The 13,751-nt window shown below is 45.7% G+C and carries 17 protein-coding genes and 1 pseudogene; all 18 read left to right on the top strand.

From position 1 onward, the window contains the following. The first annotated feature begins 41 nt into the window (after nt 1–41). Nucleotides 42–2,354: an ABC transporter permease gene (locus tag NSB25_RS13085; RefSeq protein ID WP_242982434.1), complete on the top strand. Its 2,313-nt coding sequence runs from the start codon at nt 42–44 to the stop codon at nt 2,352–2,354. A 19-nt stretch (nt 2,355–2,373) separates the two neighbouring features. After that, nucleotides 2,374–3,621: an ABC transporter permease gene (locus NSB25_RS13090; protein WP_242982433.1), complete on the top strand. Its 1,248-nt coding sequence runs from the start codon at nt 2,374–2,376 to the stop codon at nt 3,619–3,621. Nucleotides 3,622–3,623: 2 nt separating this feature from the next. After that, nucleotides 3,624–4,571, top strand: coding sequence for an ABC transporter permease (locus tag NSB25_RS13095; RefSeq protein ID WP_242982445.1), 948 nt, complete (start codon nt 3,624–3,626; stop codon nt 4,569–4,571). Between the two features lie 172 nt (nt 4,572–4,743). Next, nucleotides 4,744–5,448 carry a LytR/AlgR family response regulator transcription factor gene (locus NSB25_RS13100; RefSeq protein ID WP_103240089.1) on the top strand — a complete coding sequence of 235 codons (705 nt, stop codon included), beginning with the start codon at nt 4,744–4,746 and terminating at the stop codon, nt 5,446–5,448. A gap of 28 nt (nt 5,449–5,476) precedes the next feature. After that, on the top strand, nt 5,477–6,841 hold the full coding sequence (locus NSB25_RS13105; protein ID WP_103240088.1) for a sensor histidine kinase: 1,365 nt from the start codon (nt 5,477–5,479) through the stop codon (nt 6,839–6,841). Between the two features lie 84 nt (nt 6,842–6,925). Then, nucleotides 6,926–7,519: a hypothetical protein gene (locus NSB25_RS13110; protein ID WP_103240161.1), complete on the top strand. Its 594-nt coding sequence runs from the start codon at nt 6,926–6,928 to the stop codon at nt 7,517–7,519. A 98-nt stretch (nt 7,520–7,617) separates the two neighbouring features. Further along, nucleotides 7,618–8,121 carry a hypothetical protein gene (locus NSB25_RS13115; RefSeq protein ID WP_103240087.1) on the top strand — a complete coding sequence of 168 codons (504 nt, stop codon included), beginning with the start codon at nt 7,618–7,620 and terminating at the stop codon, nt 8,119–8,121. A gap of 379 nt (nt 8,122–8,500) precedes the next feature. Then, nucleotides 8,501–8,608, top strand: a pseudogene (locus tag NSB25_RS29220) (DUF6608 family protein); the annotation flags it as partial. Next, nucleotides 8,605–8,775, top strand: a complete 171-nt coding sequence (locus NSB25_RS13120) for a hypothetical protein (RefSeq protein ID WP_172455124.1) — start codon at nt 8,605–8,607, stop codon at nt 8,773–8,775. The pseudogene NSB25_RS29220 and the gene NSB25_RS13120, both read left to right, overlap by 4 nt. Nucleotides 8,776–8,878: 103 nt before the next feature. Further along, nucleotides 8,879–9,931, top strand: a complete 1,053-nt coding sequence (locus tag NSB25_RS13125) for a nucleotidyltransferase domain-containing protein (RefSeq protein ID WP_103240086.1) — start codon at nt 8,879–8,881, stop codon at nt 9,929–9,931. A 48-nt stretch (nt 9,932–9,979) separates the two neighbouring features. Beyond that, nucleotides 9,980–10,312, top strand: a complete 333-nt coding sequence (locus NSB25_RS13130; RefSeq protein ID WP_242982432.1) for a hypothetical protein — start codon at nt 9,980–9,982, stop codon at nt 10,310–10,312. Further along, nucleotides 10,290–11,132: a CPBP family intramembrane glutamic endopeptidase gene (locus NSB25_RS13135; protein WP_103240085.1), complete on the top strand. Its 843-nt coding sequence runs from the start codon at nt 10,290–10,292 to the stop codon at nt 11,130–11,132. The genes NSB25_RS13130 and NSB25_RS13135 overlap by 23 nt, the downstream gene beginning before the upstream one ends. Before the next feature lie 102 nt (nt 11,133–11,234). Then, entirely contained in the window at nt 11,235–11,363 is a 129-nt protein-coding gene (locus NSB25_RS13140) for a hypothetical protein (protein WP_257479260.1), read from the top strand. After that, nucleotides 11,360–12,130: a CPBP family intramembrane glutamic endopeptidase gene (locus tag NSB25_RS13145; protein ID WP_103240084.1), complete on the top strand. Its 771-nt coding sequence runs from the start codon at nt 11,360–11,362 to the stop codon at nt 12,128–12,130. The genes NSB25_RS13140 and NSB25_RS13145 overlap by 4 nt, the downstream gene beginning before the upstream one ends. A 59-nt stretch (nt 12,131–12,189) precedes the next feature. Further along, nucleotides 12,190–12,945: an N-acetyltransferase gene (locus NSB25_RS13150; protein WP_103240083.1), complete on the top strand. Its 756-nt coding sequence runs from the start codon at nt 12,190–12,192 to the stop codon at nt 12,943–12,945. 3 nt (nt 12,946–12,948) lie between these two features. Then, on the top strand, nt 12,949–13,209 hold the full coding sequence (locus NSB25_RS13155) for a hypothetical protein (protein WP_242982431.1): 261 nt from the start codon (nt 12,949–12,951) through the stop codon (nt 13,207–13,209). 25 nt (nt 13,210–13,234) lie between these two features. Then, nucleotides 13,235–13,594: a GNAT family N-acetyltransferase gene (locus tag NSB25_RS13160; protein ID WP_242982430.1), complete on the top strand. Its 360-nt coding sequence runs from the start codon at nt 13,235–13,237 to the stop codon at nt 13,592–13,594. Further along, nucleotides 13,575–13,751 carry a hypothetical protein gene (locus NSB25_RS13165; protein ID WP_172455123.1) on the top strand — a complete coding sequence of 59 codons (177 nt, stop codon included), beginning with the start codon at nt 13,575–13,577 and terminating at the stop codon, nt 13,749–13,751. Before NSB25_RS13160 ends, NSB25_RS13165 begins: the two co-directional genes overlap by 20 nt.

The raw sequence follows: 13,751 nt of genomic DNA on the forward strand, positions 1-13,751 counted from the left end.
TCATTAAAAAATTAGCGTCTGCTCAATTAAAGGAAGAGCGTTTGAAGAAGATTTTTACGATTATTGCAATTTCATTGGCAACATTTTTGATGTCGTCTGTATTGCTTCTGGTTTCCGGAATTATTACAGTGAACCAAAATGGAGGAAATAACATAACAGGGTCTTATCATGCGCTTATTTCCGGCATAGAAAAAGAACAATATGAAAAACTGTCTGATGATGCGCGTGTGGATTTATGCGGATTCACAGCTTCCATTGGCAGTGTGAAATCCGGAAATGACCGCCTTAATATTTCGTATTCCAACAAGGATGCACTTACATTAAATGGGCTGTCTGTTGACCAGGGGAAAATGCCGGAGAAAGCGAATGAAATCCTGATTGAACAGGAATACTTAATCCGGCAGAAGATAAATGCAGAAATTGGAGATACCATCCGACTGCCAGACCCAGACAAGGTTGGGGAAACATCCTTTCTTATAACAGGATACCTGAAAACAGGGGCCAAAGGCACTGACCGTTCCTTATATGCGGCTATGGTTTCTGAAGAATACTTCTCAGAAATGGATGGATGGAATCACTTTTCACCGGCAGTAATGCTTCGCGTAAATTTGGATGCGGACGCTGGGGATGTAAAAAACTTAATATCGCAGATAGCTGCTGACGCAGGCTGTAAAGCGGCTCCTTCTTATAATGAAGCGTATTTGAATCTTAGCCGGCCTTCGGCATTGATGGTCATGGCGGCTGTTGCCGGGCTGCTCGTTATCGTAATCGCGGGTATTTTGGTAATATACAACATTTTCTATATTTCCATCATCAACTCAATTAAAGAATATGGACAGCTCCGCACAATAGGGATGACGGCAAAACAGATTCAAAGGCTTGTTCTCAGGGAGGGGACTTTGCTGATGCTGCCTGCAATTCCGATTGGACTGATTGCGGGAATTGCAGTGGCTTATCTTTTGATTCCATATGGATTTGGATTATGGAATGTGCTATGGATATGCCCGGTTGTTATTGCGTTAACCTATGCCACTGTGCGCATGTCCATCAAAAAACCTGCTAAAACAGCAGCGGCCGTTTCACCCATAGAGGCTTCCCGCTATGAACAAAATAAGGGGCCTAAATGTAGACACAGGCAGCGCAGGCTGACGCCGGGGTCTTTGGCAGTGAATCAGGTTTTGCGATATAAGAAAAAGAATATACTGACAGTCGCCTCTCTTGTCCTGACAGTCGTTCTGCTGTTAGGTTTATCCTCTGTCCTTTCTTCTATCAATGCAGAAGATATGTCTTTATCCGGATTTGCAAGAGGACAGTTCGTTTTAAGAATCTCGAATCAGGAGCTGATGGAAAATCCTTTGGAGATTTTGCAGGAATCCAGTCCCTTTACGGAGGAAGTGGAAAAAGAACTCTTGCAATTATCAGGTGTGCAAAAGATCATAGACGATCAGCACCTCCCGGTTTCCTGTGATCTGCAGGCTCTGGAATCAGATGCTGAAATGGTAGGATTTGAGAAAGCAGATATGACTTTGCTGCAAAGCTGTCTCTTAAATGGAAACCTGTCAGATTATGGGCAAATGGCATCTGAAAATCAGATGGTTATTGGCAGGCCGGGGGACTTTGAGAAGTATTTTGGTATTCATCCAGAGGCCGGCTCGTCTGTAACGCTGAAGATTTTTGATGGGCAGCATACGGAGAACCTGGAATTTGAGATTGCGGCAGTCCTTGACGAAAGTAAGATTGGAAATCATGGCGATAAAATAGATATGCTGTTATTGCCGGTTGATTCCATGCAAAAAATCGCACACAGCAATTTGACATATCAGTATGTGATTCGTGTAGAGGATTCTTTGGAACAGCAGGCAGAAAATGAAATAGACCAGATTGTATCAGATAACCCGCGGCTGAGTGTGGATTCACTTTCTGCTGCCATTGCCCAGAATGAAAACTTCCTGCAGGGAACACAGTTAGCCCTTGCAATAGCCATTGTCCTAATTGGTTGTTTTTCCGTGATGAATTTGTTGAATACAACTTTGACGGGAATTATCGTAAGGCGCAGGGAATTTTCTCTCATGCGTTCCGTGGGAATGTCCCAAAAACAATTATCCGTGATGGTTCATAAAGAGGGACTGATCGTAGTCGGCATGGGACTTGTATTATCTGTGATAATTGGCGGAGGAATTGGATATGTTCTTTGCTCATTTTTGAAAAACAGCCTGATGAGCTATTTGAATTATCAATTTCCATTTGGTATTACAATCTTGAATTGTGCGGTTATTATTTTATGTAGTGTGCTGATTACAACAGGGGCCTTAAAGCAGCAAAGCAAGTCATCCATGATGGAAGCTTTGCGATAATAGAAGGAGGTGGCGTACCATGACATGGCCTTTTGAAAATGATACCAGTATAGTAGAAAAGAAGTTGGCAAACCGCAGTATGAAAGCGGACAGGCGCCGAAGCGTTTTTATCATTCTTACCATTGCCCTTGCAGTCTGTCTGATGGGAACCCTCTGTTTTATCTACTCGGCGCAGCAGAAGAAGACACTGGACAATATCCTGGGACAGTATCAGGCCGGCTGCGGGGGGCTGACCAGAGAAGAGGTCACAGGGCTTGCGGATACGGGCAGGTTTGAAAAATGGGGATATACAGCCGATGCCGGCTCTGTCCGCCATGAGGACAGCGTTTTGAACGTCAGCTTTGTAAGCCCGGAGATGATGGACCTGATGGGATACGGCAAAATTGCCGGGGCTTATCCCCAGGCAGAAAATGAGATCTGTATAGAGCGCTCTTTTTTCGGTTATTTTAACCTTCCGGCAGAAATTGGCCAGACGGTTACTCTGAACCTTGGCGGCGGTGAGAGGCTCTATACCGTCACTGGCATTCTGGAATCGGAGAGCAGCAGCCGGATTTTCACGGTCTGGATTCCGGAAATTGCTGTGGACACAGGCATCCACCAGGCGCCTTATGAACTGCGGTTCCGTTTTGAAGGGAGCCAGGTAATGGAGCCGGAAAAACTTCGTGCAGACATCGAAAGGTTCTTCATAGAAATGGGAATACCGGCGGATCGGACCTTTTACAGTTCCAGCTATTTTGGAATGGTGGATCTTTATCTGGGAAGCGGAATGGAGATTTATGTCCTGTCGGCGCTGATCGCCGTACCTGGTTACTGGTCCTGGCGTGACAATATCCGGTCTGCAGTGGTCATTCTGTTTCTGATTTATGGAATGGTTCTGGCTGCCACCAGAAAGCCCTTATCTATGGCAGGAAAAGTATCTGCTATTGAAGCCGTCCGGACCACTGCCTATTCCGGCTATCAGGGACGCAGTATTTCCGGACAACTGCACCGCCGCCTGAGCATAACAAGGCTGGCGCTGATGAACTTCTTCCGGAACCGCAAAAAGGCTTTTGTGACGGCTCTGTCCTTAAGTCTGACAGGGATTCTGCTTCTGTGTATTTCCGCCTATGCAAATTCGGTGGATGTAGAAGAAATGGCCCAGTCCCAGTTTGGAGACAGGAGCCAGTACCTTTTACAATATGAAGACTATGCAGGCCGGGAATTTTATGAGATGCAGAAAGATAATCCTTTGGGACAGGATCGGCAAAAGAGCTTGCCTCTATTTTGAACGTGGATTACGTCACGGCATACAGCATGGCCTGTGTGGAAATTCCTGCCATCAGCGAAATCCCGGGCAACCGTGAGCATGAGCCCTTTATCGTCAGGGGAATTGACCGGGAGGATATGGCGAAGATGTATGCCGATGGAGCGGTTCTTGAGGGAACTGCAGATTACCGGCAGCTGGTGGAGCAATGCGGCATTCTGGTCTGCCCGTCAGGCGGAGCGCTGAAAGAGATTTACAGGACAGACTATCAGCTGGGGGATACTGTTACCGTTTCCTGTTACAACGGACAGGGGAAGACTTATACCGTGATGGGTATTGTGGAGAATGTTCCGATCTGCAACACGGCTCATTTCTTTATTCTGCCGGAGGAAGAACTGTCCGTCCTTTATCCGGAAATACCGGATTTTACAGGCTGTGTCAATCTCCACACAGAGCAGGACAGTGAACAGCTGCGGCGGGCAGTATTCGGCGCTGTGCCCGATGAACGGGTGGGAATCTCCAGCCTTTATGATCTGACGGCTGAGCTTCAGACCGGCATGCGCGGGGAGCTGACCCGGCTCTACAGTATCCTGGTTTTTATCTTTGTGTTTGCCCTGATCAATCTTGCCAACACGCTGATTACCAATCTTCTTACCCGCCGGCAGGAATTCGGCGTGTTCCAGTCCGTTGGCATGAGCGGCCGTCAGCTGTCCCGGATGCTGTCCTTCGAGTGTCTGTACTATGTGGGGATCACGCTGCTTGTGACCCTGACACTGGGAACTGTGTGCAGTTTGGTTGTGTGCAGGGTATTTGACCAGATTGGTTTGTTTGGGAAACTCACGTACCATTTCCCGGTGTTCCAGGTTCTTTTGTTTGCAGCTGCTCTGCTTCTGGTACAGGCGGTATTCTCGGTCTGTGCGGTCCGTTATACCGGAAGGCTTTCCCTTGTGGAGCGGATCAGGGCTGCGGACTGAATTCTGCCCTGGGTAAAATGCAGCCCTGTGTGATTCCGATGGAGGGATTGATAGATTTTTTATTCAGCATTTCACGGCAACAGACAAACATTTCACGGCAATCAAGTTGTTTTGGCATTTCCAACAGGATATAATAAAGTATTTGATACCATGATGATGAGGAGGTAACGCATTGATTCGTATTGCAATCTGTGATGATGAAAAACATATGTCTGATCATATAAGGTCTCTTGTTTCTGATTTCTTTCGTAAAAAGAACCGGGAGATCAGCCTCCGTATGTTTTCCGGCGGCGAAGAGCTGCTGAGCTATACTGGGCAGATCGATATCCTGTTTCTGGATATTCAGATGAAGGACATGGACGGTATGGAAACGGCAAGGAAACTGAGGGCGGATCAGTTCCGGGGCTTTTTAGTTTTTATTACGGTGCTGAAAGAGATGGTGTTCCAGTCTTTTGAGGTACAGGCCTACGATTATCTGGTCAAGCCGGTGGATAAAAAACAGTTTGAGAAGACCATGGAGCGCCTTTACGCTTCCATGCAGAATGCCAGCGAAGACATCCTGCTGGTGCAAAAGGGATATGAGGGGCGCATCATCCGGGAGGATGAGATCGTCTTCTGTGAGATCATAGACAGGAAAATATATCTGAACCTGACTTCCGGCGAGGTTGTTGACTATTATGAGCGGATTGAGAATCTGGAGACAAAGCTGGACAACCGTTTTTACCGGTGCCACAGGAGCTATCTTATCAATCTGAAGCATTTAAAAGGCTATAAAAACGGGACTGCCTGTATGGATAATGGCAAGGAGATTCCCGTATCACGGCTGCGGAGCAGGGAGTTCTCCGGCGTTGTTCTGCAGTATATGAAAAATATCTGAGAATTTTGCATATAGGGGGGCGGGCAACTTGGAAGCGTATTTAGATTTTTTCAATATCTACATCATGGGCGTTATCGATATGTCTTTCCAGTTCTTTTTTCTGGCTAAAATCCTGAAAAAGAAAGTATGGCCTCCGGTTTATTTCCTGTTTGGAGTATGTGCGGTGCTTGCCACTGAATTTGTATCAATGGGCACGATGACGGGCTTCGCGGTGCTTGTATTTCTTTTCACCACAGGCGGGATTCTGGTCTGCCATGTGGATGCCAAGTCTTCCCTTCTGTATGCGGCTCTGACCACGGAAATCCTGCTGCTCTGCTATGGAATCGTGCAATCCCTGATAGGTCTTTTGCATGCATGGATGCCGGATTTCTACTATCATACGGCGGGTATCGCAGCCATGTTGATCAGTGAGGCCGCGTCCCTTTTGCTGACCGGGTTTTGTTATTCTATGGTGTATCGCTATTTTTCCAGGGATGTTTTTTATCCGGGGGATGGGGCGCGTTCCTTTTATGCCGCAGCCCAGATGCAGCAGATGTTTCTGGTCTTCATCCCGATTCTGATGATATCTATTATGGGCCAGTACATTAACATGATTGCATTTGAATTTCAGTATATGGTCTTAGAAGAGGATGGAACTTTCAAGTATCTGTTCAGCCATTGGCAGCTGCTTGTCCTGCATCTTCTGGGACTTTTAAGCCTTTTTTGCATCTTGTTCTCTTATAAGAAACTACAGCAGAATTTCCGCCTCAGTAAGGAAATATCACTGCTGGAGCAGGAGGAGCATTCCCTGAACCAGTATGTGGAGGAGGCGAAGGCCCGTTACGACCGGACGAAATCCTTCCGCCATGATATCAGGAACCATATCGCAGTGGTAAAAAGGCTCCTGCAGAGTGAGAAACTGGAGGAAGCCGTAACCTATATGGAGGATCTGGACGATATGGCGGAAAAAATGTCATTTCCCTGCAGCACCAATAACCCGGTGGTGGATATTCTGGTGGGGAACAAGCTGGGGATAGCCAAAAGCATGGGGATAGAGGCGGACTGTTCCCTTCTTCTGCCCTATCCCTGCGACATTAAGGACATTGATATCTGCATTGTGCTGTCAAATGCCCTGGACAATGCTATCCAGGCAGTAAAAAGCCTGGATGCCGGGATGGAGAAATATATCCATGTATCCGGGCGTATCCAGGGGGATTTCCTGATGATGGAAATCCGGAACAGCTTTCATGGGAAAGGCACGCTCAAAAAAGGGACAGGCCTGTCCAATATCCATAAGGTGGCTGAAAAATATGGCGGCGCCATGAGCATAGAGACCCAGGGGAATGAATTTGTCCTCCATGTGCTGCTGATCCTTTCACAGCATCCAGAAGACATCCTGCGGCAAATGGATTAACATGTCTCTTCCTCCAGTCGAAAAAGGAAATGAAAGCTGGCTGCAAGGCGCTTGACAGTAGCAAATCGAAGGAGGAACATGATTATGGTAATGCAGGTGAATGGAAACTATGACCATTCCGGAACCGACTACGCGGAAAGGGTGAAGGAAAAACAGGCCACAGAGAGGGCAGAACAAACAAAGGAAGCAGAGAAGGCCGCAGAGGGGAAAAGCTCCGGCAAGCTGTCCCAACCACAGGATGAATACATCAGCAGCGAAAAATCGGGGAAAAAACCTACGGGACTGTACCGGGTAGAGCAGGACGGGAACGGCAACCGGAGAATTTATTTTGATGATCCGAAAACAGCACAGGAAAAAGCTGTCCATGCAGAGGGAAGAGAAGCCCTGAAGGCAAAGGAAGACCGTTCCAGGGAAGGCAAAAATGGAAAGGATCCGAAGGTAAGCGGGAACAGCCAGGGAGAGCCGGAGGAGAAATGTGTGGCAAATACGGATAAGGTTGACCGGGAAATCAAAAAGCTGAAAGAGAAAAAGCGACAACTGGAACAGCAGATTCAGTCAGCTTCCGGAGATGAGAAGAAAATCCGGGAGCTGGAGAAAAAGCTGGCCCAGGTAGAAAACGAGTTAAGCCAAAAGGACAATGATACCTACAGGCGTCAGCATGCTTCTGTATCAGAATAAAAGAGATTCAGTTTTTCCGTGTTTTCAATTTCTTAAAAAGGATTGTGGCAGTTTTGCGTATAAAACAGTGTGCGGAACTAAAATAAGGAGAGATGTGTATGCATACGAAAACAATGGAAGGCCTTGCAGGGGCAAGCATGAGTATGAAACTGATGAATACACCGATGCGTGTCTATAAGGAAGCAGAGCGTAGAGGAGATACGGCTGTCATGGAGCGGGCAATGGGGTATGCCAGTGACTTTGCAGATGAGGCAGAGGACTACCGGAAGACAACCAAAAAAGGAATGAAGGAGGATGCAAAGGAGGCAAGAGAAAAAGCGAAAACAGAGCAGGAAAATGCGATTCAAAAACGCAGGGAACAACGAGAGGAATTGGAAAAGAGGATAGCGGAAAGCCGGAATGAGGATACGGATACCGTCAGCATCAGCGAAAGCGGGAAGGCCGCATTAGACGGGAAGTCTGATCTGGCTCAGGCTGGCACGAACGGCAGCATATCTACAGAGGAGACAGCGGATGATATTAAAAAGGAGCCTGTAATCTATACTATATCAGGAGAAGCGGCAGGCTCCGAACCTGGTGCAAGTTTTTCTGCATCTGTATAGAAAATGCAAAATAATCAAGTGGGAACAAACAAGGAAAAGGCGCTTTTGCTTCTGGTACAATAAATGTGCCAGGGCAGGAGCGCCTTTCTTCTTGACGCTGGAAGACCTGCCAAGGCGGATTCTATTGCAGATTCCCCTGTTTGCATTCCTGGCTGTACGCTCTTATTGCAGGCATGCATGGAATTGAACAGAATTTACGCTTGCCCTCACGATCCGGGTGTGATAGAAATTTGGCCATTTTGCGGCGGTTTTCAGAATGCCCGGACATTTCACGTCATTTAGAAAACCGTCTGCGGCAAAAAGGTTGCCCCGGTGTTTTGGGAATGCTAAAATTAAAATTTATAGGAAAGAGACAGGAATGGGATAGGCTAAAACAGCATACAGGGATATCTGGACCAACTTTACAAGCCTTTTTGTGCTGTTATGTATCATCAATACTGTCGTTTCTGTTTTTCAGAAAAAGAAAGGGAAAGGGAAAAAGGAATGACAGAGGCTGTCAATAAATGGATTCCGATTTTTGCAGGATTACTTCTTATACTACGCGGTCTGCTTTGGATTGTCGATGGAAAAAAAGGAAACAAGAGAAGCTATCCTTTTGGCATAGCCGCCATTGTGGTAGGAAGCCTCATGATCATAGCCGTGTTTTTAGGTTGATGGTTTCCATGTCATTTAGACAGGAACATAATACAAAACGGATTCTAACTTTTAAAAAAGTTTCTGTAAGAGATAATCGGGATGTGTATCGGGAGGATATGGAATGAAGGATAGGAATGAAACAATCATAGAAGCTATCATAAAAATGGCGGATGCTTTGTGCCCTGATTCTCTGGCCCTGATTGGTGTGTACGGCTCTGTAGCTACCGGAGATGAGCACGAAAAATCCGATCTTGATTTGCTGATTCTGATTCATGACGAAAAGGGACAGGTTCTGGCTGACGGATTTATTATAGATGATGTTGACATAGGATATGACCTTTACTGTACCAGCTGGGATATGCTTGAAAAGGATGCCCAGTGTGACCACGCACATTTGTCTAAGCTGTTGGATTCGAAAATCGTATATTGCAAGGATAAAAGCGCATTGGAAAGGCTGGATGAGATAAGAAGAAAGGCGGCAGAGCTGCTTGCATCGGATAGACGGTATGAGAAGGCCGACAATGCATATAGTGATGCAAAAAAGCTGCTTGCAGAGGTATATCTTGCACAATCCTTATCAAAAGCCAGAAGCTACGCAGGAGCGGCCATTGAGCTTATAGAAAATGCGGTCATGCTGCATAACGGCCAGTATTTCAGAAAAGGAACGAAAAGGGCTCTGGATGAGCTGAAACAGCTTGGACTTCCTTTTGATCTTGAGACGTCAATTCTTGCCGTTATTCAGGCGGAAACAGTGGAGCAGATACGGGCAAGACTGACGGAGGTTTTCGTTTTGACAGAGGGGTATTTGCAGGTTCCGAAGAAAAAGGAACTCCCTTCCGCAGAAAATCTGCGGGGCACATATGAGGAAATATATTCTAACTGGAAAAACAAAATGGCTGAGGCGGCAGGCAGAGACGACGTGTATTCTTCCTTTATGAATTTATTGTCTTTACAGTGGATGTTCTATGAGATTGCAGAATGCATCGCAGTGGATGGCTTTGAAATTATGGATAAATTTAACCCCAAAAATCTGGAAGAGAATGTGGATGTCTTCCATCAGGCTCTGAATAAGTATCTTGCAGAATATGAAAAAGTGGGAATTCGTCCAAAGCATTTTGAGAGCATAACAGAATTTGCGGAGGATTACAACAAAGAAATTTCTGAAGAAATATAAAGAGAAAGCGGGATTTGTGTAAAATTTTTTGTATCGTAAAGGGCAATTATGATGGCAGGCTACACAAGTAAGCTGAAAATCACAGCATGGGTTTCTGCTGTATATGTTTTATCGTTTATATGCTATGTACCTACATTGCTAGAACAAAACGGAATTATCATTCCCAATATATTGTTATACGTAAAATACTTATATGTGTGCATCCCCTCGATAGCTGCTGTTTTTCTGCTGATTTGCGGGCAGAATGTCAAGGTGTACTTTTTACAGATGTTTTCAGGGAAAATAACGGCCGTAAAAATTCCAGTTGACAGGAAGCCGCATATGAAAAAGAAATTGGTGCTGATGGAGGCAGCTATATATGGTAAGAAACATAAAATGTAAACCAACTAATATATGCATGATAATCTTTATGCTTTGCTTGTCTGTAAGGTTTGTGGAATACTTTTTAATTGAAACAGATAAAACAGCTATTGGAGAAAATGTGCTCCATAAAGTCGTTGGAATTATCTTTTTGGCGCTGGCATTGAAACAGATAAATCTTTCATGGCGTGATATTGGATTTCAAAGAAACAGTTTTGTAAGCGGTATTTTGAAAGGCTTGTTATTGGGAAGCGTGTGCTTTGCCGTTTCTTTTGGATTGGAATTGGCGATTTTTATTCTGCAGGGCAATCCCGCACATTTGGAAATCTATATCAGCAGCTTTTCTTTAACTGGCTCGCAGATGAAAAATACAGACTTCGTTTTCTTTCTATTATGCGTACTGTTCAATATCGTCAATGTATGGATGGAGGAGGGTGTTTTCCGCGGTCTGTTCCTGAAAACGCTCTCTGAAACAAAGCCATTTATGCAGGCGAATTTTATTGCAGCATTTTTATTTGGTATCTGGCACATTGTAATGCCCATCAGAAGCTATGTGAATGGCGAAATGTCGTTTGCGGCAATGCTTCTGATGGGGATCGGTTATATTATCCTTGCCGGGATTATGGGAATCAAATGGGGACTTCTTTACCGTATGACAGGAAATTTATGGGCAGGGCTTGGCGACCATTTATTTAATAATACCGTTGCTGCCAATATGCTGCATGTGGTTTCGCGGGAGGGCGCAGACGAACTACAGATTGTCCGGATTATGGCTGCACAGATTATTTCCTTCGTTTTTGTGTTGATGATTCATGCTTATCGAACTACTAATGTTCGATAAGATATTATTACAAGAACAGAAAAGGAAATAGATAGAAGCCTGGAAGGAATGCTTTGAAAAGGCGTGAAAATTCCCGTTGTGGGACAAAGGAGGAGAAATTCAATGAACGATTTAAAGGAATTAGGAAAACTGATGAAAGAGCACCCTGTCATTATTGTTGTAACATTGGCGGCCATGGCGGTAGGCGCTGGTTTGGGAGCGGTCGCGTTTTATCAGGGGTGGTTAGGATGAAGGAAGCGGCAAACAGCGGAAAAGGAAAAACGCTCCTGATTTCAGCCGGCATAGAAATCATGCTGATTATCTGCATTACGGCAGCGAATCTCAATCCAACGCCCATACTATATTTTGTTTTTTACAATCTTCTGTATGGGTTGGTATGCAGCCTTTTCATTCCCCTGTACTGTTTGTATAAGGAAAATGGAGTACCAGCTTCCGGCAGCGTATTGGCAGAAGCAGGTTTCAAAAAGCCGGGCATACGGCAATGGGTTGTTTTGGCGGTCTTTGTGGTATTTTCCGTTGGAGGACAGCTTATCCCGAAGATGGCTGTGGGTGAGCAGATTCCATGGCGTTTGCTGCCTATGGGAATTGCGCCGCTGATCATGACCACGTTTTTTGAGGAATTTTTATTCCGGGGATTTGTGCAGAGCCGGATTGACCGGCAATTTGGATGGGTATCGGCAATTCTGGTTTCCGGGGCAATGTTTTCCCTTTACCATTTGGGCTATCCGGGATTCCGCACCTGGGAGGACATTCTTCTGCTGTTTGCAGTAGGGATCGGATTTGCAACCGCATACAAACTATCTGGTAATAACCTGATTGTATCCTTCTTCGTGAACCTGCCAAATGCTTTTGTTACTTACATATTGAAATATGAGCAGTTCCCCGTTATGCGTGTCAGTTCTAACATAGCGGCGGCTGTCACATTGGTGCTGATTGTGCTGATTCTTTTATCATGCTATCATTGTGTGCGCTCCGGCGCACATGGAGTCAGAAGTTGACACGGTGCCTTTCCGGGTCAACATTATATTGAAATGCAGATCAAAGGAGACAATAGAATATGGAACTTGTAAAACTGACACACGAAAATATGGAAAAGGAGCACATCTGCTGCGCAATCTCCAATAACAAAGACATTCAGGTTATGTCCAAAAAGAACTGGCTGAAAGACAGGCTGGACGAAGGGCTTGTATTCTTAAAAGGCAATGTCCGTGGAAAATGCTTCATTGAATATATCCCTGCAGAATACGCATGGGTGCCCGTGGAGGCGGAGGGCTATATGTACATTGACTGCCTGTGGGTATCCGGGCAGTTCAAGGGGCATGGATACTCGAACCTTCTGCTGGATGCATGTATCAGGGACAGTAAAGCGAAAGGGAAAAAGGGGCTTGTGATCCTGTCCTCCAAAAAGAAAATGGGATTCCTCTCCGACCCAAAGTATATGGAACATAAGGGCTTTCAGACAGCGGATACAGCGGAGCCTTATTTTGAGCTGATGTATTTGCCTTTTGAGGAGGATGCCGCCCTTCCCCGTTTCCGGGACAGCGTGGGCAGACAAGAAGATATGCCGGAAGGATTTGTGCTGTATTACACAAACCAATGTCCCTTTACGGCGAAGTATGTACCTATACTGGAGGAGATGGCAAAGGCCAGGAACGCTGCGTTCCAATCCGTACATATCCAGACCAGAGAGGATGCGCAGAATGCCCCTTCGCCCTTTACGACATTTTCCCTTTTCTATGACGGGCAGTTTGTGACACATGAAATCCTGTCGGAGAAGAAATTTGATAAAATCTTAACAGATAAAGGAGTGTGAAAAATGATTCAATTAGTCAGACCAACAGAAGAACGGAAAGAAGAGGCAGTCGAATTCAGAAAGGAATTTTTTGATCATGGGGAATTCGTCATTAACGGAAGTGAATTATTTGATAAGACGGAGGATTATATAGAATGGTGCAGATCCATAGACGCAAACACGAAAGAGGAAACGGTGAATCCCAATTGGGTCATAACAGACACATTCTTTGCCGTTGATGATCGGGATAGAATTGTGGGAATCATTGATTCCCGCGGGCAATGAGCCAAGCGGATGCGCAAGCATCCATTTGGCGAATGCCGCGAGGGTCAACAACCCCACTGCTTGTAGCGGGGTTGTTGACTTAAGGCATACGCTGAACGACTTCCTGAAGGATCTGGGTCATTGCGGTTACAGCGTTCGTCCGTCAGAGAGAAGAAAAGGCTTTGCTACGGAAATGCTGCGGCAATTATTAGAGGTTGCCAAAAAAGCGGGGATGAACGAACTGTATCTTTCTGTGGAAAAGAAGAATGAACCTTCGGTAAAAACAATCACCCGGAATGGCGGCGTCTATCAGCGCAGCTTTGAGTATGACGGAGAACAGGCGGATATTTACAGGATCGCTTTCAGAAGACAGGGAGGTAAAAAGCATGCGTCATATTTATATTAGAGGAATTATTGGACTGATCTGGCTGGCTGCAGCCATTGTATGCGGGATATCGGGGGACTTCCCGATGATGGGGCTTTACATAGTTTTAGCGGGCGCCTTTCTGTATTCCGCATATGCGGCATGGAAAAAAGAAAAGGACGGCAAAGGGGGGAGGTAA

It is taken from the genome of Acetatifactor muris (genome assembly GCF_024623325.1).
Taxonomy (GTDB): domain Bacteria; phylum Bacillota; class Clostridia; order Lachnospirales; family Lachnospiraceae; genus Acetatifactor; species Acetatifactor muris.

Coding starts and splice junctions, on each gene's coding strand:
- NSB25_RS13090 (WP_242982433.1), top strand. CDS start 2,374: ATGACATGGCCTTTTGAAAATGATACCAGTATAGTAGAAAAGAAGTTG.
- NSB25_RS13110 (WP_103240161.1), top strand. CDS start 6,926: ATGGTAATGCAGGTGAATGGAAACTATGACCATTCCGGAACCGACTAC.
- NSB25_RS13115 (WP_103240087.1), top strand. CDS start 7,618: ATGCATACGAAAACAATGGAAGGCCTTGCAGGGGCAAGCATGAGTATG.
- NSB25_RS13120 (WP_172455124.1), top strand. CDS start 8,605: ATGACAGAGGCTGTCAATAAATGGATTCCGATTTTTGCAGGATTACTT.
- NSB25_RS13125 (WP_103240086.1), top strand. CDS start 8,879: ATGAAGGATAGGAATGAAACAATCATAGAAGCTATCATAAAAATGGCG.
- NSB25_RS13130 (WP_242982432.1), top strand. CDS start 9,980: ATGATGGCAGGCTACACAAGTAAGCTGAAAATCACAGCATGGGTTTCT.
- NSB25_RS13135 (WP_103240085.1), top strand. CDS start 10,290: ATGGTAAGAAACATAAAATGTAAACCAACTAATATATGCATGATAATC.
- NSB25_RS13140 (WP_257479260.1), top strand. CDS start 11,235: ATGAACGATTTAAAGGAATTAGGAAAACTGATGAAAGAGCACCCTGTC.
- NSB25_RS13145 (WP_103240084.1), top strand. CDS start 11,360: ATGAAGGAAGCGGCAAACAGCGGAAAAGGAAAAACGCTCCTGATTTCA.
- NSB25_RS13150 (WP_103240083.1), top strand. CDS start 12,190: ATGGAACTTGTAAAACTGACACACGAAAATATGGAAAAGGAGCACATC.
- NSB25_RS13155 (WP_242982431.1), top strand. CDS start 12,949: ATGATTCAATTAGTCAGACCAACAGAAGAACGGAAAGAAGAGGCAGTC.
- NSB25_RS13165 (WP_172455123.1), top strand. CDS start 13,575: ATGCGTCATATTTATATTAGAGGAATTATTGGACTGATCTGGCTGGCT.